Source organism: Pseudomonas sp. LBUM1657 (genome assembly GCF_059716075.1).
Genome location: NZ_CP166799.1, coordinates 3,814,949 through 3,837,199 on the forward strand (window position 1 = coordinate 3,814,949; position 22,251 = coordinate 3,837,199).

Annotated in this window: 27 protein-coding genes and 4 pseudogenes; 15 read left to right on the plus strand and 16 right to left on the minus strand. The window is 59.9% G+C overall.

Going from position 1 to position 22,251, the window contains the following annotated elements; translation table 11 throughout:
• Both ACA055_RS17575 and ACA055_RS17580 read right to left on the minus strand, forming a co-directional pair.
• Nucleotides 1-1,101: a sugar phosphate isomerase/epimerase family protein gene (locus ACA055_RS17575; protein WP_497684442.1), complete on the minus strand. Its 1,101-nt coding sequence runs from the start codon at nucleotides 1,099-1,101 to the stop codon at nucleotides 1-3.
• A complete protein-coding gene (locus ACA055_RS17580) occupies nucleotides 1,098-2,264 on the minus strand; it encodes a Gfo/Idh/MocA family protein (RefSeq protein ID WP_497679807.1) in 1,167 nt (388 codons plus the stop codon). Before ACA055_RS17580 ends, ACA055_RS17575 begins: the two co-directional genes overlap by 4 nt.
• Before the next feature lie 189 nt (nucleotides 2,265-2,453).
• On the opposite strand from ACA055_RS17580, the gene ACA055_RS17585 reads away from it, so the two are divergent.
• Nucleotides 2,454-3,458 (plus strand): LacI family DNA-binding transcriptional regulator, encoded by a 1,005-nt coding sequence (locus ACA055_RS17585; RefSeq protein WP_497679808.1) that lies wholly within the window; start codon nucleotides 2,454-2,456, stop codon nucleotides 3,456-3,458.
• Between the two features lie 45 nt (nucleotides 3,459-3,503).
• Here ACA055_RS17585 and ACA055_RS17590 read toward each other — a convergent pair whose 3' ends face one another.
• The 3 genes and pseudogenes from ACA055_RS17590 to ACA055_RS17600 all read right to left on the minus strand — a co-directional run bounded on the left by ACA055_RS17590 (nucleotide 3,504) and on the right by ACA055_RS17600 (nucleotide 4,627).
• Complete coding sequence (locus tag ACA055_RS17590; protein ID WP_497679809.1) at nucleotides 3,504-3,866, minus strand: DUF6124 family protein; 363 nt, start codon at nucleotides 3,864-3,866, stop codon at nucleotides 3,504-3,506.
• A 351-nt stretch (nucleotides 3,867-4,217) separates the two neighbouring features.
• Nucleotides 4,218-4,292: pseudogene (locus tag ACA055_RS17595) on the minus strand (ExbD/TolR family protein); the annotation flags it as partial.
• Nucleotides 4,293-4,378: 86 nt separating this feature from the next.
• Nucleotides 4,379-4,627: a hypothetical protein gene (locus ACA055_RS17600; RefSeq protein ID WP_497679810.1), complete on the minus strand. Its 249-nt coding sequence runs from the start codon at nucleotides 4,625-4,627 to the stop codon at nucleotides 4,379-4,381.
• A 249-nt stretch (nucleotides 4,628-4,876) separates the two neighbouring features.
• On the opposite strand from ACA055_RS17600, the gene ACA055_RS17605 reads away from it, so the two are divergent.
• From ACA055_RS17605 to ACA055_RS17615, 3 genes are all read left to right on the plus strand, one after another.
• Complete coding sequence (locus tag ACA055_RS17605) at nucleotides 4,877-5,320, plus strand: hypothetical protein (RefSeq protein ID WP_497679811.1); 444 nt, start codon at nucleotides 4,877-4,879, stop codon at nucleotides 5,318-5,320.
• 251 nt (nucleotides 5,321-5,571) lie between these two features.
• Nucleotides 5,572-5,811, plus strand: coding sequence for a hypothetical protein (locus ACA055_RS17610; RefSeq protein WP_497679812.1), 240 nt, complete (start codon nucleotides 5,572-5,574; stop codon nucleotides 5,809-5,811).
• Nucleotides 5,812-5,925: 114 nt separating this feature from the next.
• Nucleotides 5,926-6,177, plus strand: a complete 252-nt coding sequence (locus ACA055_RS17615) for a DUF6555 family protein (protein ID WP_497679813.1) — start codon at nucleotides 5,926-5,928, stop codon at nucleotides 6,175-6,177.
• Here ACA055_RS17615 and ACA055_RS17620 read toward each other — a convergent pair whose 3' ends face one another.
• From ACA055_RS17620 to ACA055_RS17640, 5 genes are all read right to left on the minus strand, one after another.
• Entirely contained in the window at nucleotides 6,178-6,714 is a 537-nt protein-coding gene (locus tag ACA055_RS17620) for a hypothetical protein (RefSeq protein ID WP_497679814.1), read from the minus strand. It lies immediately after the preceding gene.
• A gap of 98 nt (nucleotides 6,715-6,812) precedes the next feature.
• Nucleotides 6,813-7,742 carry a ZIP family metal transporter gene (locus tag ACA055_RS17625; RefSeq protein WP_497679815.1) on the minus strand — a complete coding sequence of 310 codons (930 nt, stop codon included), beginning with the start codon at nucleotides 7,740-7,742 and terminating at the stop codon, nucleotides 6,813-6,815.
• A 150-nt stretch (nucleotides 7,743-7,892) separates the two neighbouring features.
• Complete coding sequence (locus ACA055_RS17630; protein ID WP_497679816.1) at nucleotides 7,893-8,717, minus strand: DUF3618 domain-containing protein; 825 nt, start codon at nucleotides 8,715-8,717, stop codon at nucleotides 7,893-7,895.
• Nucleotides 8,714-9,145 (minus strand): phage holin family protein, encoded by a 432-nt coding sequence (locus tag ACA055_RS17635; protein ID WP_497679817.1) that lies wholly within the window; start codon nucleotides 9,143-9,145, stop codon nucleotides 8,714-8,716. The genes ACA055_RS17630 and ACA055_RS17635 overlap by 4 nt, the downstream gene beginning before the upstream one ends.
• Entirely contained in the window at nucleotides 9,145-9,795 is a 651-nt protein-coding gene (locus tag ACA055_RS17640) for a hypothetical protein (RefSeq protein ID WP_497679818.1), read from the minus strand. The genes ACA055_RS17635 and ACA055_RS17640 overlap by 1 nt, the downstream gene beginning before the upstream one ends.
• Before the next feature lie 214 nt (nucleotides 9,796-10,009).
• Between ACA055_RS17640 and ACA055_RS17645 the strand changes: the two genes are divergently transcribed.
• Nucleotides 10,010-10,249: a hypothetical protein gene (locus ACA055_RS17645; protein ID WP_497679819.1), complete on the plus strand. Its 240-nt coding sequence runs from the start codon at nucleotides 10,010-10,012 to the stop codon at nucleotides 10,247-10,249.
• Nucleotides 10,250-10,428: 179 nt separating this feature from the next.
• Here the strand turns inward: ACA055_RS17645 and ACA055_RS17650 are convergent.
• The 4 genes and pseudogenes from ACA055_RS17650 to ACA055_RS17665 all read right to left on the minus strand — a co-directional run.
• Nucleotides 10,429-10,695: pseudogene (locus ACA055_RS17650) on the minus strand (alcohol dehydrogenase catalytic domain-containing protein); the annotation flags it as partial.
• 34 nt (nucleotides 10,696-10,729) lie between these two features.
• Nucleotides 10,730-11,863: a carboxylate-amine ligase gene (locus ACA055_RS17655; RefSeq protein WP_497679820.1), complete on the minus strand. Its 1,134-nt coding sequence runs from the start codon at nucleotides 11,861-11,863 to the stop codon at nucleotides 10,730-10,732.
• A gap of 93 nt (nucleotides 11,864-11,956) precedes the next feature.
• Complete coding sequence (locus ACA055_RS17660; RefSeq protein ID WP_497679821.1) at nucleotides 11,957-12,259, minus strand: hypothetical protein; 303 nt, start codon at nucleotides 12,257-12,259, stop codon at nucleotides 11,957-11,959.
• 117 nt (nucleotides 12,260-12,376) lie between these two features.
• Nucleotides 12,377-12,556 (minus strand): annotated as a pseudogene (locus ACA055_RS17665) (MFS transporter); the annotation flags it as partial.
• Here ACA055_RS17665 and ACA055_RS17670 point away from each other — a divergent pair.
• From ACA055_RS17670 to ACA055_RS17685, 4 genes and pseudogenes are all read left to right on the plus strand, one after another.
• A pseudogene (locus ACA055_RS17670) lies at nucleotides 12,544-12,747 on the plus strand (CadC-family transcriptional regulator); the annotation flags it as partial. The pseudogenes ACA055_RS17665 and ACA055_RS17670 overlap by 13 nt on opposite strands.
• 346 nt (nucleotides 12,748-13,093) lie before the next feature.
• Nucleotides 13,094-13,360 (plus strand): DUF1652 domain-containing protein, encoded by a 267-nt coding sequence (locus tag ACA055_RS17675; protein ID WP_497679822.1) that lies wholly within the window; start codon nucleotides 13,094-13,096, stop codon nucleotides 13,358-13,360.
• Between the two features lie 136 nt (nucleotides 13,361-13,496).
• Complete coding sequence (locus ACA055_RS17680; protein WP_497679823.1) at nucleotides 13,497-13,757, plus strand: hypothetical protein; 261 nt, start codon at nucleotides 13,497-13,499, stop codon at nucleotides 13,755-13,757.
• A 227-nt stretch (nucleotides 13,758-13,984) separates the two neighbouring features.
• A complete protein-coding gene (locus ACA055_RS17685; protein WP_497679824.1) occupies nucleotides 13,985-15,700 on the plus strand; it encodes an amidase in 1,716 nt (571 codons plus the stop codon).
• A 54-nt stretch (nucleotides 15,701-15,754) separates the two neighbouring features.
• Here the strand turns inward: ACA055_RS17685 and ACA055_RS17690 are convergent, their stop codons facing one another.
• Together ACA055_RS17690 and ACA055_RS17695 are read right to left on the minus strand one after the other, a co-directional pair.
• Nucleotides 15,755-16,159 (minus strand): DUF488 domain-containing protein, encoded by a 405-nt coding sequence (locus ACA055_RS17690; RefSeq protein WP_497679825.1) that lies wholly within the window; start codon nucleotides 16,157-16,159, stop codon nucleotides 15,755-15,757.
• Nucleotides 16,156-16,398, minus strand: coding sequence for a hypothetical protein (locus tag ACA055_RS17695; protein WP_497679826.1), 243 nt, complete (start codon nucleotides 16,396-16,398; stop codon nucleotides 16,156-16,158). Before ACA055_RS17695 ends, ACA055_RS17690 begins: the two co-directional genes overlap by 4 nt.
• 252 nt (nucleotides 16,399-16,650) lie before the next feature.
• Here ACA055_RS17695 and ACA055_RS17700 point away from each other — a divergent pair, with 252 nt between their 5' ends.
• From ACA055_RS17700 to ACA055_RS17725, 6 genes are all read left to right on the plus strand, one after another.
• Nucleotides 16,651-17,550 (plus strand): bile acid:sodium symporter family protein, encoded by a 900-nt coding sequence (locus ACA055_RS17700; protein WP_497679827.1) that lies wholly within the window; start codon nucleotides 16,651-16,653, stop codon nucleotides 17,548-17,550.
• A gap of 211 nt (nucleotides 17,551-17,761) precedes the next feature.
• Entirely contained in the window at nucleotides 17,762-18,613 is an 852-nt protein-coding gene (locus ACA055_RS17705; RefSeq protein ID WP_497679828.1) for a putative selenate ABC transporter substrate-binding protein, read from the plus strand.
• Nucleotides 18,610-19,407: a phosphonate ABC transporter ATP-binding protein gene (locus tag ACA055_RS17710; protein ID WP_497679829.1), complete on the plus strand. Its 798-nt coding sequence runs from the start codon at nucleotides 18,610-18,612 to the stop codon at nucleotides 19,405-19,407. Before ACA055_RS17705 ends, ACA055_RS17710 begins: the two co-directional genes overlap by 4 nt.
• Entirely contained in the window at nucleotides 19,401-20,228 is an 828-nt protein-coding gene (locus tag ACA055_RS17715; RefSeq protein WP_497679830.1) for a PhnE/PtxC family ABC transporter permease, read from the plus strand. The genes ACA055_RS17710 and ACA055_RS17715 overlap by 7 nt, the downstream gene beginning before the upstream one ends.
• On the plus strand, nucleotides 20,225-20,992 hold the full coding sequence (phnE, locus tag ACA055_RS17720) for a phosphonate ABC transporter, permease protein PhnE (RefSeq protein ID WP_497679831.1): 768 nt from the start codon (nucleotides 20,225-20,227) through the stop codon (nucleotides 20,990-20,992). Before ACA055_RS17715 ends, phnE begins: the two co-directional genes overlap by 4 nt.
• A gap of 249 nt (nucleotides 20,993-21,241) precedes the next feature.
• Nucleotides 21,242-22,234 (plus strand): TerC family protein, encoded by a 993-nt coding sequence (locus ACA055_RS17725; protein ID WP_497679832.1) that lies wholly within the window; start codon nucleotides 21,242-21,244, stop codon nucleotides 22,232-22,234.
• Nucleotides 22,235-22,251: the final 17 nt, after the last annotated feature.

Here is a 22,251-nt window from a genome sequence, read left to right on the forward strand (position 1 = left end):
TCAGGCGTCGGGCAACCCCAGCAGTCGACGATTGAAACCTTCGTCGGACGACACGCTGGCGAAATCGTCGAAGGCCTTTTGGGTCTTGGTGATCATGTGCTGCTCAATGAACGCCGCCCCCTCTGCTGCGCCCTGCGCGGAATCCTTCAGGCAACACTCCCATTCCAGCACGGCCCAACCGGTGAAGTCGTATTGGGTCAGTTTGCTGAAAATCGATTTGAAATCGATCTGGCCATCGCCCAGAGAGCGGAAGCGGCCCGGCCGTTCGACCCATCCCTGATAACCGCCGTAGACACCCGAACGGGCGTCGGGCCGAAACTCAGCGTCCTTGACGTGGAACATGCGGATGCGCTCGTGATAGCGATCGATGAAGCCCAAGTAGTCCATTTGCTGGAGCAGCAGATGACTCGGGTCGTACAGGATGGCCGCGCGTGGGTGATGATCGACAGCCTCGAGAAAACGCTCGAACGAGGCGCCGTCGTGCAGGTCTTCGCCGGGGTGGATTTCGTAGCACAGGTCGACGCCGGCCTCTTCAAAACAATCGAGGATCGGCAACCAGCGTTTCGCCAGTTCGGCAAAGCCTTGCTCGACCAAACCGCTCGGCCGCTGCGGCCAAGGGTAGATGTACGGCCAGAGCAGTGCGCCGGAAAAGGTCGCGTGCGCTTTCAATCCCAAGCGCTGACTGGCGCGAGCGGCCAGCTTCAACTGATCGATCGCCCACTCGGTGCGCGCCTGGGGCTGGCCGCGCAGATGGGCCGGTGCGAAGTCATCGAACAGCGTGTCGAACGCCGGGTGCACTGCCACCAGTTGGCCTTGCAGATGCGTCGACAGCTCACTGATCTCGACGCCTGCTTGCGCGCAGACGGCGTTCAATTCGTCGCAGTACTCCTGACTGTCGGCGGCGCGCGCCAGGTCGATGAACTGAGTGCCAAGGGTCGGCAATTGAATGGCTTTGTAGCCTTGCGACGCCGCCCAATGGGCAATGTTGGCCAGGGTATCGAAAGGTGCTTTGGCGGACATGAATTGCGCAAGGAAAATCCCCGGACCACGCAGGCCGGTTGAGGTTTTCGGGTCGTTCACGGCAGGGCTCTCCAGCGTCATGGGGTGCAGACCAGTTCGGTCCATTTGGTGTCACCGCGATGGTTGGCGATCACGGTCTCGATGAAGGCCATGCCGCGCAGTCCGACGTCGATCCCCGGCACGCCGGGGGCATCGTGGCCGACGGCCTCGCCACGGATGGCGCGGGCAAAATCGCCGTAGAGGTTGGCCATTGCTTCGAGATAGCCTTCAGGGTGGCCGGCGGGCAAACGCATGCGCTGGCTGGCGGCCTCGCACAACCACGGCTGGCCGACACCGGAACGCAAGACGCGCAAGGGTTGATCGAGGGCGCGATGGATCAGGCTGGCGGGCTCTTCCTGACGCCACTCCAGCCCACCCTTGTCGCCGTAGACGCGGATCTTCAGCGGGTTCTCTTCACCCGCGCAGACCTGACTGGCGATCAGCACACCGCTCGCGCCGTCGGCCATCTTGAACAGCATCGAGGCGTCATCGTCCAGTTGCCGGCCAGCGATGTGCACGCCCAACATCGCGCACAGGTGCTGGATGGGTTGATCCGCCACGAACTCCGCCAGGGAAAAGGCATGGGTGCCGATATCACCAATGCAGCCGCCCAACCCTGACTGCTCGGGCCGGTCGCGCCATTCGGCCTGCTTGTTGCCCTGCCCGGCCACATCCTGGCTGAGCCAGCCTTGGGGATACTCGACAATCACCTTGCGCACCGCGCCGATCACGCCATTGCGCACCATCTCGCGCGCCTGCCAGACCATTGGGTAACCCAAGTACGTGTGGGCCAGGCCATAAAGGCGATTGCTGCGACTGACCACTTCTTTCAGTGCCAGCAACTCGGCCAGATTCAGCGCCGCAGGCTTTTCGCTGAACACATGAAACCCCGCGTCCAGTGCCTGGCTGGCCACCGGGGCATGCAAGTGATTGGGAGTGACGATCACCACCAACTCCATGCGCTGCTCGGCGGGTAGCGCGCGTTCGGCCTCGATCATCTGCTGCCAATCGCTGTAGCAGCGCGAAGCAGGCAAGCCCAGCACCGAACCGGTGTTCTGATTGTTTTGTGGGTCGCGGCTGAAGGCGCCGCACACCAGCTCAAAACGGCCGTCGAGCCCGGCGGCCTGGCGGTGGGCCTTGGCGATGAAGGCGCCCTCGCCGCCGCCGACAAACCCCATTCTTATTTTTGCCACTGGAACGTTCATCGCGACTCTTCTCTGTTTTGAGGCGTTGTGAGGCTGAAATCCGGCTATGATGTAACCGGTTACATCGTGGCGGAAATTTAGGCCCAGTTCGAGGTGGTGTCAAACCCCGGATTAAAATCCACAAGCATTTCAGGGCACGGCCGACCTGCGGTAAGCTCGCCGGCCACGCTGTTCGATAACGAGGTGGTCTTGTCCAATATCCGTGAAGTAGCCCGGCTTGCCGGCGTCTCGGTGGCCACAGTGTCCAGAACACTGAAGTCGCCTGAGCGCGTGCTCCCCGACACCCGGGACAAGGTCAACGCTGCCGTGGAACAGGCCGGTTATCGGCCGAACCTGATGGCGGTGCAGTTTCGCTCGCGCAGAACCGGCAACCTGGTGATTCTGGTGCCGGCCATCGCCAACGTGTTTTTCGCCCGAGTGATCAGCGGCGCGCAACAGGCGGCGCAGGCTGCCGGGTATCGGCTGCTGCTGTGCGACACCCAGGGCCGCGAGGAAATCGAACGGGAATTCGCCGCGCTGGTGTACGCGCATCAGGCCGACGGCGTGATCCAATTGCGCGCCTACGACCCTTTTGAAGCGCCCTTCCCCAACGCCGAGTTACCGCCCATCGTCAACGCCTGTGAGGTGATTCAAGGCGGGCGTCATCCCACGATCAGCCTCGACAATCGCGCCGCAGCCAGGGCCATGACCGAGCATCTGATCGGACTGGGCCACCGCCGGATCGGCCTGATCAAAGGCCCGAAAAGCAGCCCGCTGACCCGCGACCGCGTGGCCGGTTATCAGGATGCATTGCACCACGCCGGAATCGCCTCCGACCCCGCGTTGATCTGCCACGGTGATTTCAGTTTGCAGGCCGGGGATGACGGCGCGGCAGCGATGCTTTCGCTGCCCGAGCGCCCCACCGCGCTGTTCTGCGAAAACGATGAAATGGCCATCGGCGCGTTGAAACGCATCAAGCAACAGGGCTTGCGGGTGCCCGAGGATATTTCCTTGGTGGGGTTCGACGACATCCCTTTCGCGGCGTACTGCGACCCTCCCCTGACGACCATCACGCAACCCGCCGAAGTCTTCGGCCAGAAAGCCGTCGAGATGGTGATTGCGCTGATTGAGAAGAAACCGATTGAACAGCGTCATGTGGTCTTGCCGTTTGAGTTGACGGTGCGCGACAGCACAGCGGTGGTCAGCAAACGTTGAGTAAACCGTGGCGAGGGAGTTTGCTCCCTCGCCACAGGACAGCGCCTACTCAGGCGGATCAATCTGATCCAGCACCCGGTTCGCGGTGATCTCCGCCAGCATCACACTGTTGGAAATGCCCAGCAGGGCATTGCGCGTCCCCCCTTCTAGGTGATCCACCAACTGATGGACCATCACGTCGACCGAGGCCAGTGTTTCGACCAGATAAACCACCAGGGTTTCGGTCGTGGCTTCCGGGTCGACGGTAAACAGGGTGCTGGGGGTGCGTGGGGTGGCTTTGATGTAGGCAACGGAGGGAAAATGAAAGTCGAGGGCGCGTTCGGCGGCTTCGTTGAGTTTTTTTGAATCGGGGCTTTCGTACGGGGATGCCGGATCGGTGTCTGGCGGGTTGGGTGTGACTTTGAACATATCTCAGGTTCCTAATGGTGTGCCAACCCTCCTGCTGCTAAACGAAGAGGGTGGCAGCTGCACGCAGGTTAGCAGACCGGGAAACCTAAGAAGCCGGCGCGCCCAAGGGCGCCCTGCGTACAGCCACCATCAAAATGCAGGCGCAAACCTGACTGATAGAAGCGTCGTACGACTTAGGTTATACACGGGCTGCTAAACCCGATCACTGATGGGCAGTGCCAGGATTTAAGTTACCGAGCGACCCCAAGGCGCACAAGCCGGCGGATTCTGGCGTAGCCGTAGGCAACGACGCAAGATCTTGTAGCTTTCGGGAAGTAAACTCGAGACCGCTTAAACAAGTACGTTCACACCTCACTTCGCCGTCATCACCGACAACTTGGTAATCCCCGCCCGCTCGATAGAGGCCATGGCCCGCCCAACTTCGCCAACCTGCATGAAGTCTCGATCAGCAATGCCCGATCACCTCCTCACTTCGCCAGGGCGACCGCAAGGTCACGAATGTGCACTGATGCTCAGTGATAGTCCCCTCCCGCGACCGCGCGCAGATACGCCTGATCCGCCTCGATTCGCAGGTCTCGCCACTCTTCCCAGCTGACAAGCCCCCGGCGATCCATCTCATCGGATTGTCGTATCAGCTCCTCGTGATAGGCATCAGGACACTCCATGCGCAGCGCGATGTTTTCGAGTGCCCTGTGCCAACAATCCAATGCAAGAAGTCTGCGTTCTTGAACCGGTGTCAGCAGGTTTTTAAAGGAGTTCATCGCTGTGCAGTTCCGAGTCCGTTTTTGAATGGATCAGAAGGATTCGATGCTGGTTCATGGAGGCCGACAGGAGGAGCACTAGAAGCCTCTGAGGTTGTAAACACACAGACACCTCGCGGGTCTTCGCCAATACCTTGTAACGACATTAAAATGGGGCAACCGATTCCTTTGCTACGCTTTCATATCCCCAACCAGAGTTGAACCGATGCAGACCGAAAGCACACTCCCCGGATGTTGCAGGGTGCTGCCATGAAGCGAGTCCTGATGGGTGGCGGCGTCATCGTGGCGATCGTGGGCGCGATGACGTATGCATTAATGCAGTGGGAAGCCGTCGACAATCAGAACCGCGACGCTGGGTGTGCAGAAGCCAAGGAGTCGCTTAAAGGTGTGGAAATCCGGGCGCGGGCCTTGGCTGCCGGCTTGTCTGTCGATGCGTACGCCAAGGATGAAGAAGCCAAAGTGGCTGCTCTGATCACTGCGCTCAATGCGGCAACGGATGAAGCCGAGGTGCAGGCGGTAATAGACGCTCACGCTGCCGCCATAGAGACACAGGCTGCCGCCATAGACGCCGAGGTAGAAACTCAAGGCGATCAGATATTCCTCGAACAGCGCCGTATGGAACAGCGGATACCTGTGGATGTTAAACAGGAACTCCAACGCGCCGCCAAAGCGGTCCGCCTTACTTGCAGTTAGCGCTGCTTTCCTGGTTATACAAAAACTTATCTTCCGTAGAAGAAACAGAAAAATAAATGATATTTATCAAAGACTTATAACCAGCGACAAAAATCTTTGAATTTTCCCAAGTGCGCTAACTCTTTTTTTATGAAGCATGAAGAGCGCGTTGTGAGCGACGTTGCCATGCAGACCAGGAAATCGCATATATGGAAATGACGGACATCAGATGCCGAGGGTCGGCATCCCTGGATTGACGGGGGTTTGCGGACATGACTACAGAAATCCTGACCGATGCCATGGATCTGGACTGGAATGAAGAGATAGCGCGCAACACCGAGCTTTTTTTCGAGGCAGATCGACTCGATGCCATCGCCTACAAAATACTTGATGATATTTCCGATAGGTCCTTGGCCTTGGCGAAGTTCTCCGAGGCCAAGGCGCGCGCAGATGCCAAGCGAAACGAGGCTTATCAGGACTGGATGCGAATCAAACAACAAATAAAGAAATAGCCGAAACCCAAGCATATTTTTATTTGAATCAACGATTAATAACCGCACTGGAATTGTTTTGAATTTTTTTTGACGCGGCCACTCCTTTGTCTATGAGCATAGGGAGGGGGCCTCATGAATACCTGTTTTTACATCATTGAGTACAAGCTCCATGGCGAGCCGAAGTCATTCATCATCCGCGCAAAAATGATGCGCAATGCCGATGCATGGCATTGGGCAAGCTGTGATGCCGGAATCGCTCCCATACCGAAACCGGGCAAACCGCCGCTTAAAGTCATCTCCAGACCTCAAGCCGAAAAGTACGGGGTCACTGACGTCAGATGGCGCGAATCCGCGACGCTGGATTGGACAGAGGTTTCCACCTAGTCAGGCACTTGGATTGGTGACCTGGATGAAGACTGCCCAGATGCCAAGCAATATCCAGAACATCGCAAAGATCCAAGGGGTACGAACCGAAAACAGCAACGCTTTGCGGTATCCCTTATGAGTAGACTCGCGCTCACAAAACAAGGGCGATTCGTCATACGCCAAGCCCATCAGCGGCTCGCTGCGCAATAGCTCGCTTTGCTTGAAATGCCAGTGGTCGATGATGTCGTATGCCGCACGAATACCCGGCCAGGCATTCAAGGAACTGAGCACGCCAAGCAGCGCCAGAAACGGTGGTACCACAAGGGTGAAAAGCTTGCCCCATTCGGGGTTGAGATTGGCCATGCAGGAAGCAAAAGCGATGACCAGAAAAGATTGTGCCGCCAGATAGGCGTCAGTCCGATTGGCCAGAATGCTGGTCTCGTACTGAATCTCCCTTCGGTAAAAATCCAGTCGCTCCTTGGGCGACCCGAACATCTTCGCGTTGTGCTCGCTGAGTTCGGTATCGCCTGTATGAGATGTCAAAATTCTCGGCAAGATGGTTCCTCCTGATTCATTCAGGCTTAGGCGTGGAGGTCTGCCAGGGGTTCATTCCGTTTGATAGTCGGGCTAAAAAACTGAGCGGTGAAGAACGGCTATCCCAACGCCGTATCCAGAAACATCATGACCCCGAAACCCAGCATTAATCCCAGGGTGGCGGGTGTTTCATGACCGTTGCGGTGCGTTTCGGGAATCACTTCATGGGAGACGACAAAGATCATCGCACCGGCCGCCAGCCCCAGGGCAATGGGATAGCCCAGCGCAAATCCAGAGGAAATGCCAAGGCCAATCACGGCGCCCAATGGTTCCATCAGTCCGGAACCGATAGCCACCAGCGCAGCCCGCAACGCCGATATGCCGGTCACCCGCAGCGCCAGTGCGATGGCAAGGCCTTCCGGTATGTCCTGCAGGGCGATGGCCGTCGTCAATGGCAGCCCTACCGTCATGTCGCCGTCCGCGAAGCTGACGCCGATGGCCATGCCCTCGGGCAGGTTGTGAAGCGTGATGGCCAGGACAAATAACCAGACTCGGTTGAGACGCTGAACTTCGGGCCCTCTCCTGCCAATCTCTTTATGTTCATGGGGCACAAAGCGATCCAACCCAACCATCAACGCCACGCCCAACCCCATCCCGAACACGACGATACTCGCCGCCAGCATTTGATTGCCACTGATAACCTGTGCCGCCTCAATGCCCGGGAGAATCAGCGAAAAGGAACTGGCCGCCAGCATCATCCCGGCAGCAAAGCCGAGCATCATGTCCTGGGTGCGGACCGCCACCTCACGCAAAACCAAGGCGAGCGAAGCGCCCAGCGCCGTGGCCGCGAAACCGGCAATGCCGCCCAATATCGCATAACGCAGAACGTCCGGATTGGCGCTTGTCAGCCCGGTATATCCGCTGAACAGCAACAACACCGTCACGACGGCCAGGGTCAACCAGAAACAGATGCTCGGCCAGCGGCTAGTGCGAGCCAGTGCAAACCAAGAACGCGAAGGACTTGCACCCGAGGACGCTGGATCGGACATGTCACCTCCTACCGATTCACCCGATTGTTGGTTGCCCGTGGACGACCCCGTAGCAACTGCCTTGAAATGCATTGCGCATTCCGTTCGAACACACACTACACGCGGTGTAAACGGGAGGCCAGTTGCCGGCCTCCCGTCACACACAACTCTTTATGAGGTGCCCAATCCCCGGGACAGGTCGGCTGGCGTATCGGGTGTTGTACGCAGCTCTCCATCCGATCTCTCGTTCACATCCGAGTGATCCGTCGTTTTCGTCACGGTGTCGCGCACGGCCTCAAAGCCCTCCCGTGCCTGTTGTTTGACCTTTTCGGTCAGCCTTGCGCTGGTCTTGCCCATGTAGCGTTGCTCAGTCGCTGTCGAAGGTATTGCCGCCCCCAACAAGGCGCCTAATGCGATTCCTGCAGCAGCGACTACCAAGGGTTGTTCCTTCAATAACTGACTGAACTGATTGCTCATCACTTGTGTGCTGCGCACTAAACGGTCGCTGACGTCGTGAGCGGCGTGGCTGATGTTTTCGGTGGCCGCACTCAGATTGCCCCCCAGGTGCGCGGCCTTGCCTTTGACGGTCTGGTAACCCTCCTTCAAGGTGTCGGAGGTGTGGTGCAAATGGTCACGCGCACTGTCAATCCCGTCTGCCAAACCATCGGCCCACTCCCCGACCGTGTCCTGATCGGGGCCAACCCGATAGCCTGGGCGTGGCGTCGGCGGACGATTCTGGCTCATCATCAACCACAACAATCCCACCGACGTCAGTACAGCAGGAACGGGATTGTTGCGCACGCTGGTGCCCAGGTTGGTCAGGAACGTCGTGCCGTTGCTCTGCATCATGCCCAACGCCTGGTCGAACATTTGTCCCGGCGTAAACTTACTTTCCAAAGCGTCAACGAGGTTGCCGATGGTTTGCCGCTGCGCATCGATTTCACGCTCGATGGCTTCAGGACTTTTCTGCGACTCCACTTCGAATTCACGGTTCATGACACTTTCCTCCGCAGCGCTTCCTGGTCTTTATTCAAAGCGTCCATCGTGCGATCAGGCCTGAAGTGCGACGGCTCGAATTGTTTTTTCCCTGACTGCAACATGGCGAACCCTACGATCATCACCACCACCCCCACAATCAGGGCGGCCAGCCACGGAGCCATGACGATGCTCAGGCCGTAGACGGCGGACATCAGCAAGATGATGAACCCCGCCAGCAGCACAATCGCACCACCCGCCACACCGGCAATGCCTGCCTTGAGTGTCGTGAGGCTGGCCTGAAGTTCAGCCTTGGCCAACGCCAGTTCCTTGGTAAAAAGTGCTGGTACTTCGTGGGACAACTGCCGCAACAGCCCGACAACCGAAGCGTCCTGATCAGGCGTGGCCAGCGGTCTTGAGCCCGGCAAATCCGCATCATTTCTGTTCATCACAGTTCTCCTTTGAAGGGGGTTGAACCCGGTGTCGACGTCGTCGCAAAGTCCGAAGGGTGGTCTTGTTCATTCGGCGAGGCCGGCGTGATGCCGGTGGCCAGGCCGGGGCCTGGATCGGTGCGTGGCGGTACGGAGGTTTCATAAGGTCGCTGAGCACCAAAACCGCCCGATGGAGGCACCGAGTGGCCAGCGGCCGGATCTCCGGTATCGGTGAATGTCGCCGCAGGGGCGCTGCCGGCTTTCAAGAAGCGCGACAAGCCAAAGCCCAGCGCGATGCTCCCGGCAATGAAGAGTGTCGGATTGCTACGGGCCAGGTCGGCCCCGTCATGCAGGAGCTGTTCGGCACTCTTCCCGCGTAGATTCCCGGCCAGGCTGCTCATGGACTCGGCCATGTCAGCCAGGTAGTCGGACATGCCGAGCGTATCCTTGCTTTCCAGTTCGGAAACGAAGGATTTCGCCCCCTTGGCCAATGCCTCGATCTGGTCGGCGGCGGTGTCTCGATATTGCCCGAACTGCGCATCCGCCTGCTGCCTGGCGCCGCCGAGTGCCTCTGATACGTCCTCCTTTAAATGTTGAAAATCCTGTTCTGGTCGTGCGCTGTCCTGACTTCCTGTCTGATTGCCAGCCCTGGTGTCTGAAGTATTCATGACGTCCCTCGCCTTCTGGATGAAAAAGCGTTTCAGGGTTCGCCACGAGCTAATCGCAGCCCCCCTCATTCGAAATGACGGAGCAGCGTGATCGGGAGTTCCAATGGAATGATGAGTGATACGGTTCCGACGCAAGAACCGATTCGCCGGCAACAATTCTCGAACTCGTGCGATACCGCGAGATCGAATGTGTAGGTCACTGGAGGTAAGCGAAATGAACAGCGATGACAGCGTCAATGACGTCAAACCCGAAGGCGCATCAAACGCCCCGCCCACCGATACGTCCGGCAAACCGGTCAATGTGGTCGAAGAAGACCTAAGGGACAGGGACAGTGATGCCGAAGGCGTCGATCAAACCATCACGCCCTCTTCCACCCGCACCGAGGAGGAGGACGCGGAGGAACTCAGCCGAAAAATAGCCGAGATAGAACGCAAAGTAGCGGATGGTAACTAGGCAAAACTTGAGGCCACCCGGGAGGTGGCCAAAAGTTGCTTAACGCCGTGTCTTCGCGCGCAGCCACGCGGTCCGAAGCGCGTGCGGACTGGCGGCGAATCCATCGTCAACCGAACATGTAAAGTCAGCCGCTTCGCCAGGACGTTCAGTGCCGCTCGCCGCTATAAAGTGGTGACTCCGCGATCGGCGAAAGCACCGCGTCCATCATTGGTGGTTTCGCAGGCCGCATAAAGCTGCTGCTGGCAGAAGAAACACTCACCACAGGCGATCACGAAAGGAATGACCACCCGATCACCGCGCTGCACCTTGGTCACTGCCCGCCCGGTTTCCTCGACAATCCCCATGAATTCATGGCCGAAGATATCACCGTGTTCCACCGTCGGGATTTTGCCGCGATACAGGTACAGATCCGAACCGCAGATGGCAGTGGCCGTGACACGCAAGATCACAGCGGTTCCTTTTTTCAATGCGGACAACCGATCAATGGTTGCCAGCAACGCGGCTTTCATCCAGCAGTTGATCAACCACCCGCCACAGACAATGTTGCCGATCATCGCCCTCAGCAACGGCCTGCGCATGACAGGCCAACTGCCGGGACGCGCTGTTGCCGGTGAGCAACACCGCCTCGGCCCGATCGAAGACCGACGACTCGCCAATCCGATCCGCCGTTGGCTGAAGGACTGACCGCGCCTGTGCCAGCCACTGCCCGGCGCTGACCACTGACTCCCCGGAATCGATGACAAAACGGCCCTGCGCGCCATACCGTTTAGCCTGCCAGCGGTTTTCTTCCAGCAGCCGGCGTGCAATAGCACCGTATCCCGCGCCAGGGCGTGGACAGGCAATGGCAAACGCCACCATGACCCGGAACAAGGCGGCCAGCAGCAGCGTATCGCTCAAGCGAGGGCAGGCATCGGTCATCCGCAGTTCCAGGGTCGGGTAGCGCGACGCGGGGCGAATGCCCCACCAACCATTGCCGCCTTCTTCAAGCACGCCGATATGTCGAAGCAGCGATAGATAACGCTGGTAGTCCTCCTCATCCACAAAATATTCAGGCACGCCCATCCGTGGCCAGCCGTCGCAGACAACCTGGCGGTAGCTCATGAAACCGCTGTCCTCGCCTTCCCAGAACGGCGACGAGCAGCTGAGCGCCAGCAACAATGGCAGCCATGGCGACACCTCATTCATCACGGCAATCCGATCGATGCGCGCTGGAATCTCGACATGCACATGCAGTCCGCAGAGCACGCTGCGTTGTGCTACCGATTGGAATTCTCGAAACAACTGTTGGAAATGTGGCTGAGGTGTCGCTCGCTGATCACGCCAGCGCGCCAGGGGATGGCTGCCGGCACAGAGCAGTCCCATCCCGTGTCCGGCCAGGGTTCGGGTCAATCGCGAACGCACATCGAAGAAAAAGTCAGCCGCCTCCTGCTGCGTCGAAAATACCGGAGACGCCACCTCGATCTGTCCCTGGAACATCTCGAAGGCAAACCCTGCACCTGCGGACACCTGGCACTCGCGCAACAGTTCGCTAGCCGGCTCGGCCACCATCTGTCGCGTGTCGAGGCGGGTCAGGAAATACTCTTCTTCAATACCGAACCGGGGTGCGGAACTCATGATCAAGAGCCTCTCGGCGCGAAAAATCCATTACGTCGCACAAAGCGCGGACAGGTGACCTGCCCGTATCGAGCCTGCCCGCACAACCACCGATCAACCGGCTTTGTCGTTGCCTTGCTCCGGCGTTTCAATGCCCGGTTCTGATTCACTGCTGTCAGGCCGAGGCTTGGTGGCCGGGCGCGATTGATCATCGGCGGGGTCGCGCGGGTAACCCGGCATCCCGTGGGCATCGTCGGGTGTTTGACGATCGCCTGCAGAGTCGCTCTTCCTGTCCCAGTCGGTGGTGGAATTGGGGTCTTCGTCACGGCCAGCGGTGCCCAATACACAACCGTCGTCATTGGGATGGCTCAAATCCTCGGCCGGCCCTTCTTTGGTGCTGGATGGATGGGTTTTCATGGCGGCCTCCAATGCAGTGATGAACTACTTTGGAGCGGCCAGACGCGTCGGAGTGCGGCGCAATGGACGAATGGTGCCTTAGCCGGTCAACCCCCCGAATCACAGGGTGTCGAGGGCTTACGCTACGGCTCGCGCAGCGCGTACTTTCGCGTATCGCGAGAGTCCGATCTTGATGCCGACCAGCATGGGGGCCGCGATGACAAACAGCAGGGCCACGGCGATGAACGCTGTGTCGAAGGCAATCACCGTGGACTGGTTTGTCCCGACCCGGCTCAGAAGGCTCGAGCCTTCTGGTCCCGGCGGCCCTGGTGGCCGCCAGTCATGCGTTCACCGGACGAATGGACAAGGCGCAGCAAGCGATGCAGCGCCTGCACGAACTGGACCCATCTTTGCGCATCTCCAACCTGAAGGACTGGCTGCCCATCCAACGGCCCGAGGATTTCGCGCGTTTCGCCGATGGACTGCGGCTGGCCGGGTTGCCCGAGTGACCTCCTCGAAAGAGTTCACCCCGCCAGCCGCTACAGGGACGAGCTGATTGGACTGCAACTGGCGGGGTGAACATGGAAACCTTAGCTCACCCGCTCAGCGTGTCATGCGCCCTTCATCAGATTTCCAACGCCTGGTCCGAACGCGATGGACCGCGACGAATGCATTGCCTTTCAAAGCGGCCTGAGAGAAAACGGTCTAATCCGTCCGGGGTCACAGGCGTACACTGAAATACGGGGCTCCTGGCCAATCAAGTGTAGGGAGCCTGTTCAGCGTCTATCTTTTAGAGGTTTTCGCATCACGTTCTGACAGAAGTCATTTGGCAGGCTCCCGTCAAGGTAAGTCTCCATGCTATCGAATCTGGAACTACGTCACCTTGTAGAGCAAAGCTTCCTCCCCACCCGCTGCGAATGTACTGTCGACTCACCGGCAGCACTGACCGTTCGTTTTTATCAAGACGCCTCGAATCAAGAGATTCTCACTGTCACCGGTATCTCCATTGCCCAGCTGAACACCAGTCATGCCATCGCGACGCTGATCGCGGACCTGCGAAACGATCTCGAACGCGTCAGTGTTATTCCTCGTTACTCGGCGAGTCATTCTGCCCAAAGGTAGCCGACGCAAGCCTTGCTCCTGTCTCGTATTGCCCGGTGGTCCCGGGCGTTGAACTCAAGTTTGATCCAGTCGTCAATCCCATAGGCAGGGCCCAGGCGAAAGCCCTCACGCCTCTGCCCGGTTGGAGGACATCGCCATGACTGTTTCCCCGGTACGTTTGAATTACATGCATGACACCTTGCTCGGTCCTATCGCAAAAAGCGTTGTGTGCGACATCATTTTCACGCCAATCACGCCAGGCGCATTTCAAGTGCAGGTGCTGGCTCCGGTGCCCGATGACCTGCACAAGGCCCATACCGTAACCATTACCTTTTCTTCGGAAAAACGCTTGACCGGTACGGTGGCTCACTCCCGCAAACTGGACAACGGTGATCTGGAATTACAGATTGATGCATGACATTCCGATTCCCGACCACGGCGCTCAAACCGCTACACCGTTTCCTCTGCTCCCGGGTTGATGCCAAAATACAACGCTCAGGTTGTAAGCCCAGCCCCTGTCGAGTAGCGCCGTGCAATGAGAACCGATATGAAAAACCATTTTGAGAGACATGATGTCCCTGAGCTCCCGCTCCAGCGTGATGGAAACATTCACTGCGTCATCCATCAGCCGTCGGCGGTAACAGCATGATCGAGGTCACCGAAGTTTCCATTGCCGAACTGCGGGCTGCGCTTGAATCTGGCCAGACCACGGCGGTTGAGCTTGTCCAGGCCTATCTCGCCAGGATCGATGCCTACGACGGACTCGACACGTCCACCGCGCTCAATGCGGTGGTGGTTCGCAACCCCGATGCGCTCAAAGAGGCGCAGGCGTCCGATGCCCGTCGGGCCAAGGGCGAGACGTTGGGTCCGCTCGACGGCATTCCCTACACGGCCAAGGACAGTTACTTGGTGAAGGGGCTCACCGCAGCGTCTGGAAGCCCGGCCTTCGCGAACCTGATTGCTTATCGCGATGCGTTCACCATCGAACGACTTCGCGGCGCCGGAGCGATCTGCCTGGGCAAGACCAACATGCCGCCCATGGCGAACGGCGGCATGCAGCGCGGGGTCTACGGCCGCGCGGAGAGCCCCTACAACGCTGACTATCTCACCGCGCCCTTCGCATCGGGCTCATCGAACGGTGCAGGCACGGCCACCGCCGCCAGTTTCGCGGCATTCGGCCTGGCGGAAGAAACCTGGTCGAGCGGCCGGGGCCCTGCTTCGAACAATGGTTTGTGTGCCTACACCCCTTCGCGCGGGGTGATCTCGGTGCGCGGTAACTGGCCGTTGACGCCGACGATGGACGTTGTGGTGCCGTTTGCCAGAACCATGGCGGACCTGCTCGAAGTACTCGATGTGGTGGTGGCGGATGATCCCGACACACGCGGCGATCTGTGGCGCATGCAACCCTGGGTGCCCATTCCGAGTGTCGCTTCGGTTCGTCCCGCCTCCTATGGGTCGCTTGCCGCGAAGTCCGATGCCCTCGCCGGCAAGCGCCTTGGCGTACCACGCATGTACATCAACGCGGACCCCGAGGCGGGCACCAGCGATGCGCCTGGCATCGGCGGGCCGACGGGGCAGCGAATCAACACCCGCCCCTCCGTGATCGGGCTCTGGAAAGCGGCTCGCAAGGCACTCGAAGCGGCGGGAGCCGAAGTGGTCGAGGTCGATTTCCCGCTGGTGTCCAATTGCGAGGGTGATCGGCCTGGTGCGCCGACGGTGTTCACTCGAGGCCTGGTGTCTAAAGAGTTCCTTCATCATGAGTTGTGGGATCTGACGGCCTGGGCGTTCGATGATTTTCTCCAGGCCAACGGCGATCCGAAATTGAACCGTCTGGTCGATGTGGACGGACCGCTGATTTTCCCGCATGACCCAGGGACGCTGCCCAACCGTGAGGGCGACCTTGTCGCCGGCATGGACGAGTATGTGAGGATGGCCGAGCGCGGCATTACAGCGTGGGACGAGATCACCACGGTGCCTGACGGACTGCGGGGACTGGAACAGACGCGTCGAATCGATCTTGAGGACTGGATGGATCGGCTGGCGCTCGATGCGGTGATCTTCCCGACGGTGGCCGACGTCGGGCCGGCGAATGCCGATGTCGATCCGCAGTCCGCGGATATTGCGTGGAGCAATGGCGTTTGGGTCGCCAACGGCAATCTCGCCATCCGCCACCTGGGCGTGCCCACGGTCACTGTGCCGATGGGCGTCATGCCGGACATCGGCATGCCCGTCGGGCTGACGTTTGCCGGGCGCGCCTATGACGATTCCACGCTGCTTCGCCTGGCGTCGGCGTTTGAGTCGACCGGGACAAAGCGATTGATCCCTCCTCGCACCCCACCGTTGTCGGTTGGCAAAAAATAGTCCGGGCGGGATCGGGGCATTGCAAGCCCCGGTCCCGCACAGCGAAACACCCCTTCAATAATCCGGAAAATCGTCCAGGTAACACACTGGCGAACTGGAGTCACCGCGACGATCCAGCTCCTCTTCCAGCCAGTGGGCCAGCACGACGGCATGGTTTTGCTGCGGAGCCTTGGCTGCGAAGACAAGGGTCAGCGTTCCCGTTTCAGCCAACTGCAACAGCGCCCACCAATGCTGTGGACGGGCGGCCAGCTCGTGGCGATACGCCGTTGTGAACTGGGCAAAATCCAGCTGCCCGGTTTTGAAAGCCTTACTTAAATCAGCAGAAGGTGCGACGTCGGGTAGCCACGCATCCAACGGCAGCTGGTCCTTGGGACAGTTTCGCGGCCACAGGCGGTCAACCAGGATGCGGCGCCCATCTTCGGGGGTAGCCGGAGTAGAGGCACCTTTGCACTGAATCATGAACGTAGGCTCCTTGCTGTTTGGCCAGGTAGCCAGTAAGGATAGGCAGCGTTTCTCGTTCGAGGCGACCTTGGAATGCGCAGATCAGCGTCGCGCATGCCCAGTTCGAGCACACGCTCGTCACCAATGATCACCACATCCGCCCGCTCACGTGCCGCAGGCGTCGACAACAGCTTGACGACCAACTCAGGGCCAATGCCGGTCACATCGCCCAGCATAAGTCCAATCAGGGGTTTCATCAGTTTTTCTCCTGTCCAATCAAGGCGTGTCTTTTATTGTTATGGGGAGCGCCGATGGAGGTAGCCTGAAGTGCGCTGGCCGACAGTCCGGTGCAACCGCTGGTGACCATCCTAGGCCGACGGGCCGGGCCTTCAAGGTGCAAAACGTGGGGTGGGGGTTCACATAATGTGGTCTGAGAGCGGGGGGTGTAACCGCGGGCGCTTGCCCTGTGTGCTACAACTTTGTGAGCGTCCTTCCTGCGAGTATCACTTATGTCCGCCACTCCCCTGCTGACTGCGTTTCTTCCCATGGCCCTGGGCATCATCATGCTGGGCCTGGGCCTGTCGCTGACCCCGGCGGATTTCGCTCGGGTCGTGAAGTACCCCAAGCCGGTACTGATCGGCCTGATCTGTCAGCTACTGGTGCTGCCGTTTTTCTGCTTCCTCATCGCCAAGGGCTTCAACCTGGCGCCAGCTCTTGCCGTAGGCTTGATGCTGCTGGCGGCTTCGCCCGGCGGAACCACGTCCAACCTCTACAGCCACCTTGCACACGGCGACGTGGCCTTGAACGTCACCCTGACCGCGGTCAACTCGGTGATCGCCATTCTCACCATGCCGTTGCTGGTCAATCTGTCGCTTCTCTATTTCATGGAGGCCGATCAGGCCATCCCGCTGCAATTTGCCAAGGTATTGCAGGTGTTTGCGATTGTCCTGGTGCCGGTGATCCTCGGCATGTTCGTGCGCAAGCTCGCACCGCGCTTTGCCGCGCGCATGGAGCGTCCGATGAAGATCGTCTCGGCACTGTTTCTGGTCGGCACTGTGGTACTGGCCTTCGCAAAGGATTGGCAGACCGTGCTGGACTATGCGCCGGTGGTCGGGCTGGCGGCACTGCTGTTCAACCTGCTCAGCCTCGGGATTGGCTACTGGGTCCCGCGCCTGCTCCGGTTACCTCAGCGCCAAGCCGTGGCCATCGGCATGGAAATCGGCATTCACAACGGCACCCTGGCCATCGCTCTGGCGCTCAGCCCGAGTTTGTTGAACAACTCGACCATGGCCATTCCGGCCGCCATTTACAGTTTCATCATGTTCTTCACCGCTGCGGGATTCGGGTGGTGGGTCAATATGGCGCACGGAAAGGAACTGATCGTTCGTGAAGGCGAATCGGCCCACTGATTGCCCCATACCTGCCGACAACGGAACGCATGCTTGCCTGGTTTTCTGAGCAAGCGCGGCTTTTCAAACGCGGCAGATTCGGACAACGCTGGCCAATCACGCAGGAGCCCATATAATCGCGCCGTTTCGTCTACCCTCACGAAGCGTCGTGCAGCAAACAGCTTGTGCCAGGCGCATCGATATTTTTCCGCTATTGAACCGGAGAACTTCCATGCTCAAACGTACCCTGGCACTGGCCGCAGGCCTGGCCCTGTCCTTTTCCACCCTGGTGGCGCAGGCCGCCGACACCTTGAAAGTCAGCGCCATTCCGGACGAAGCCCCCACCGAACTGCTGCGCAAGTTCAAGCCGTTGGGGACCTATCTGGAACAGCAGTTGGGCATGAAAGTCGAGTTCGTGCCGGTTTCCGATTACCCGGCCGTGGTCGAAGCACTGGCCACCGACCGGATCGACCTGGCGTGGCTGGGCGGCTTCACCTTCGTTCAGGCACGCCTGAAAACCGGTAACGCGATTCCGCTGGTGCAGCGCGAACAGGATGCGCAGTTCACCAGCAAGTTCATCACTGCGGACCCTGCGGTGAAGTCCCTTGCCGATCTCAAGGGCAAGACCTTCGCCTTCGGTTCGGTGTCCTCGACTTCGGGCAGCTTGATGCCGCGCTATTTCATGCTCCAGGACGGAATCAAGCCGGAAACCTACTTCAGCCGCGTCGGCTACTCAGGCGCCCATGACGCCACCGTTGCCTGGGTTCAGGCCGGCAAAGTCGATGCCGGTGTTCTCAATGCCAGCGTGTGGGAAAAACTGGTGGCTGCCGGCAAGGTCGATACCAACAAGGTCAAAGTGTTTGCCACCACCCCGGCCTACTACGACTACAACTGGACCGTACGCGGCACCCTCGACCCGGCACTCACTGCCAAGCTCAAAGCCGCTTTCCTCGCCCTCGATCCGGCGAATCCTGAGCACAAGGCGATTCTGGATCTGCAGGCCGCCAGCCGCTTCATCGAAACCAAGCCTGAGAACTACAAGGGCATCGAGGACGCCGCCCGCGCTGCCGACCTGCTCAAATGACGTTGCATCTGGACCGGGTCAGCCTCACCCACGCCAATGGCGTCCGTGCGCTGCATGACGTGGACCTGCACATCGGTGCCAGTGAACAGGTCGCTATCATCGGCCCGTCCGGCGCGGGTAAGTCGAGCCTGCTTAACCTGTTGGCCACCGCCCTGCGGCCCAGCAGTGGCGAGTTGCGAGTGCTCGACGAGCGGCCCTGGCATCTGTCTGCCCGTCAGCGTCAGCGACTGCGAGCTCGCATTGGCCTGGTGCATCAGGCGCCACCCCTGCCGCCCCGCCAGCGCGTGGTGACGGCGGTGCTGGCCGGGAAGCTTGGCCAGTGGGGCTTGGGCAAGAGTCTGTTGAATCTGCTGCATCCGGTGGATATTCCGGGGGCACGTGCGGCATTGGCCAGGCTCGATCTTGGCGACAAGTTGTTCGCCCTGTGCCAGCAACTGTCCGGCGGCCAACTTCAGCGCGTAGGCATTGCCCGGGTGTTGTACCAGGCGCCCGAGGTGCTATTGGCCGATGAGCCGGTGTCGGCGATGGACCCGGTGTTGGCCGAGCACACCCTGGCGGTCCTCTGCCGCCATGCGCGGGAGCACAACGTCACTCTGGTCGCCAGCCTGCATGCGGTGGAGCTGGCCTTGGCGCACTTCTCTCGCATCATCGGCTTGCGCGATGGACAGATCCTGTTCGACCGTCCCGCCAGCGAAGTCGACCGCGAGCTGCTCGATACGCTCTACGCCAATGAGCAACTGGAGTCCCCGCCGATTCCCGTGGCGCCCTTGAGCGTGCAGATTCCCCGATGCTGACGCGCGATACCCGCGATCCGGCCACTCGGCCGCGCCTGCTGCTCAGCCTGCTGGCCATTGCCCTGCTGTGGCCGGGTATCCGATTCAGCGAGTTGGACCTGGGCGTTCTGCTACAGACCGATAGCCAGAGCGAGATGGGCCGTTTTGTCTCGGCGTTCTGGCCACCCGCCCATGGCGAGGAATTCATCGAGCTGCTGTGGCAAGCCACCCTGCAGACACTGGCCATCGCCACGGCCGGCATGGCCCTGGCGTTGCTACTGGCGATACCCGCCAGCCTGCTGGCCAGTCGTGCGCTGTCGCTGTCCGCTGCCTCCCGTGGTGGGCACCCGAGTTTCTGGGCCCAACTGCTGCGCTGGCCGGTTCGCGGCCTGCTGATCTTTCTGCGTAGCGTGCCGGAAATTGTCTGGGCCCTGCTGTTCGTGCGCGCCGTCGGCCTCGGTCCGACGGCCGGGGTCCTGGCCATTGCCATCACTTACAGCGGCATGCTGGGCAAGGTCTACGCGGAAATCTTCGAGTCGGTCGACCAACGCCCGGCCCACGCGCTGTTGCAGGCCGGCAGTGGTCGGCTGGCAGCCTTCTGCTACGGCATCCTGCCCAATGTCGCGGCGGAGTTGCTGTCGTACACGGTGTACCGCTGGGAATGCGCGATCCGCGCCTCGGTGGTCATGGGGTTCGTCGGCGCCGGCGGCCTGGGCCAGCAAATTGATCTGTCGATGCGCATGTTCGCCGGCGGTGAAGTGGCCAGCATGTTGCTGACCTTCCTCGTGCTGGTGCTGCTCGCCGATCAACTCAGCCGCCTGCTGCGCTGGAGGCTGGCATGAATCGCCTGGTCAATCTGGTACTGATCTTCTGCATCGGCGCAGCGGTGGTCGCCTCTTTCAGCTATCTGGGCATCGACCTCGGCGAGCTGGCCGGCAGCCGCAACCTGCACCAGATGGGTGCCTACGTGCAGCGTTTTCTCAGCCCGGACCTGAGCATCGGCCATTTGCAGGCCATCGGCCGTGGCGCCGTGGAAACCATGGCCATGTCTGCCTTGGGCACGCTGCTCGCGGCCGTGCTCGGCTTGCTGTTGGCACTGCCCGCGGCCGGGCGCTTTGGCTGGCCGCTGCGGAGCGCGTCGCGTCTTGTGCTCAACGCCCTGCGCGCGATTCCGGAACTGGTGTGGGCCGTGCTGATGGTCCTGGCCGCCGGCCTCGGGCCGAATGCCGGCACCCTGGCACTGGCCCTGCACACCACCGGGGTGCTCGGCCGACTGTTTGCCGAAGCGCTGGAAAACACCCCGCCAGAACCGGCCGAGGCCATCCGCCTGCAAGGGGGCAATGCCGTGTGGGCCTTCTGCTACGGCACACTGCCCAACCTGTTTCCACAGCTATTGGCCTACATCCTGTACCGCTGGGAAAACAACATCCGCATGGCCAGCGTGCTCGGTTTCGTCGGCGCCGGTGGTCTGGGGCAGATGCTCTATGTCAGCCTCAGCCTGTTCCAGGAAGCGCAAGCCAGCACGGTTATGCTGGCAATGTTGTTGCTGGTATTGGCCGTCGATGCGCTAAGCAGTTGGAGCCGCCAGCGCTGGGTTCAGGCTTAACTCAATCAATGTGGGAGCGGGCTTGCTCGCGAAGGCGGAGTGTCAGTTGCATTGATTTCGACTGACACTCTGCCTTTGCGAGCAAGCCCGCTCCCACACGTGTTCTTCCGGCAGGCCTGCATGCCAACACTTCGTAAAAAACGAACCATTCGCCAAAAATAAACGATTTTTCTTGATCCAATCTGGCCGATAGCATGACGCCCATCGGTAAAAAAACCCGCCTGTCAGTCCCGAAAAATGGCATACCCCATGAATATCGGCGAACCCTGGATGTGGACCGCTTTCATCGCCTTCGTCATTACCATGCTGGCGCTGGATCTTTTTGTCTTTGGCGGGCGCAAGGCGCATCGCGTGTCAGCCCGGGAGGCGCTGTCCTGGGTCATCACCTGGAGCTGTCTGGCAATGGCCTTCGCCGCACTGCTCTGGTGGTATCTGAACGGCACGTTCGGCCCGGAGATCGCCCAGCGTAAAACCCTTGAATTCCTCACGGGTTACCTGATCGAGCAGTCACTGTCGATCGACAACATGTTCGTCTTCGTCATGATCTTCGGCTACTTCGCCGTGCCCCCACAACTGCAGCGCCGCGTCCTCCTGTATGGCGTGCTCGGGGCCATCGTGATGCGCACCGTGATGATTTTCGCTGGCGTCTGGCTGGTGTCGCAGTTTGCCTGGGTGCTCTACGTCTTCGGCGCCTTTCTCTTGATCACCGGCATCAAGATGTTGATCTTCGCTGAACATCAGCCTGATCTCGAAAAGAACCCGGTGTTGCGCTGGGCGCGAGGGCATCTGCGCATCACCGACACGTTTCACGGCGAGCGGTTCTTCGTGTTCCAGAACGGCCTGCTGTGGGCGACGCCGATGTTCCTGGTGATGGTACTGATCGAGGTCAGCGACCTGATATTCGCCGTCGACAGCATCCCCGCTATCTTCGCCGTCACCACCGATCCCTTCATCGTGTTCACCTCCAACATCTTCGCGATCATGGGCCTGCGTGCCCTGTACTTCCTGCTCGCTGATATGGCCGAGCGTTTCCATCTGCTCAAGTACGGTCTGGCCATCGTGCTGGTGTTCATTGGCAGCAAGATGTTGCTCATGCCGTGGTTTCACGTGCCGATCCAATGGTCGCTGGCCCTCGTCGGCGGCATCATCCTGACCTCGGTGCTGCTGAGCCTGTTCTTGACCAAGGACAAACGCCCGTCGAAAAAGAAGCAAGAAAAACGAACCACAAGAACAGCCCGATGATTCCCGGATCTATCCTT

Coding starts and splice junctions, on each gene's coding strand:
- ACA055_RS17575 (WP_497684442.1), bottom strand. CDS start 1,101: ATGACGCTGGAGAGCCCTGCCGTGAACGACCCGAAAACCTCAACCGGC.
- ACA055_RS17580 (WP_497679807.1), bottom strand. CDS start 2,264: ATGAACGTTCCAGTGGCAAAAATAAGAATGGGGTTTGTCGGCGGCGGC.
- ACA055_RS17590 (WP_497679809.1), bottom strand. CDS start 3,866: ATGTTCAAAGTCACACCCAACCCGCCAGACACCGATCCGGCATCCCCG.
- ACA055_RS17600 (WP_497679810.1), bottom strand. CDS start 4,627: ATGAACTCCTTTAAAAACCTGCTGACACCGGTTCAAGAACGCAGACTT.
- ACA055_RS17605 (WP_497679811.1), top strand. CDS start 4,877: ATGAAGCGAGTCCTGATGGGTGGCGGCGTCATCGTGGCGATCGTGGGC.
- ACA055_RS17610 (WP_497679812.1), top strand. CDS start 5,572: ATGACTACAGAAATCCTGACCGATGCCATGGATCTGGACTGGAATGAA.
- ACA055_RS17615 (WP_497679813.1), top strand. CDS start 5,926: ATGAATACCTGTTTTTACATCATTGAGTACAAGCTCCATGGCGAGCCG.
- ACA055_RS17625 (WP_497679815.1), bottom strand. CDS start 7,742: ATGTCCGATCCAGCGTCCTCGGGTGCAAGTCCTTCGCGTTCTTGGTTT.
- ACA055_RS17630 (WP_497679816.1), bottom strand. CDS start 8,717: ATGAACCGTGAATTCGAAGTGGAGTCGCAGAAAAGTCCTGAAGCCATC.
- ACA055_RS17635 (WP_497679817.1), bottom strand. CDS start 9,145: ATGAACAGAAATGATGCGGATTTGCCGGGCTCAAGACCGCTGGCCACG.
- ACA055_RS17640 (WP_497679818.1), bottom strand. CDS start 9,795: ATGAATACTTCAGACACCAGGGCTGGCAATCAGACAGGAAGTCAGGAC.
- ACA055_RS17645 (WP_497679819.1), top strand. CDS start 10,010: ATGAACAGCGATGACAGCGTCAATGACGTCAAACCCGAAGGCGCATCA.
- ACA055_RS17655 (WP_497679820.1), bottom strand. CDS start 11,863: ATGAGTTCCGCACCCCGGTTCGGTATTGAAGAAGAGTATTTCCTGACC.
- ACA055_RS17660 (WP_497679821.1), bottom strand. CDS start 12,259: ATGAAAACCCATCCATCCAGCACCAAAGAAGGGCCGGCCGAGGATTTG.
- ACA055_RS17675 (WP_497679822.1), top strand. CDS start 13,094: ATGCTATCGAATCTGGAACTACGTCACCTTGTAGAGCAAAGCTTCCTC.
- ACA055_RS17680 (WP_497679823.1), top strand. CDS start 13,497: ATGACTGTTTCCCCGGTACGTTTGAATTACATGCATGACACCTTGCTC.
- ACA055_RS17685 (WP_497679824.1), top strand. CDS start 13,985: ATGATCGAGGTCACCGAAGTTTCCATTGCCGAACTGCGGGCTGCGCTT.
- ACA055_RS17690 (WP_497679825.1), bottom strand. CDS start 16,159: ATGATTCAGTGCAAAGGTGCCTCTACTCCGGCTACCCCCGAAGATGGG.
- ACA055_RS17695 (WP_497679826.1), bottom strand. CDS start 16,398: ATGAAACCCCTGATTGGACTTATGCTGGGCGATGTGACCGGCATTGGC.
- ACA055_RS17700 (WP_497679827.1), top strand. CDS start 16,651: ATGTCCGCCACTCCCCTGCTGACTGCGTTTCTTCCCATGGCCCTGGGC.
- ACA055_RS17705 (WP_497679828.1), top strand. CDS start 17,762: ATGCTCAAACGTACCCTGGCACTGGCCGCAGGCCTGGCCCTGTCCTTT.
- ACA055_RS17710 (WP_497679829.1), top strand. CDS start 18,610: ATGACGTTGCATCTGGACCGGGTCAGCCTCACCCACGCCAATGGCGTC.
- ACA055_RS17715 (WP_497679830.1), top strand. CDS start 19,401: ATGCTGACGCGCGATACCCGCGATCCGGCCACTCGGCCGCGCCTGCTG.
- phnE (WP_497679831.1), top strand. CDS start 20,225: ATGAATCGCCTGGTCAATCTGGTACTGATCTTCTGCATCGGCGCAGCG.
- ACA055_RS17725 (WP_497679832.1), top strand. CDS start 21,242: ATGAATATCGGCGAACCCTGGATGTGGACCGCTTTCATCGCCTTCGTC.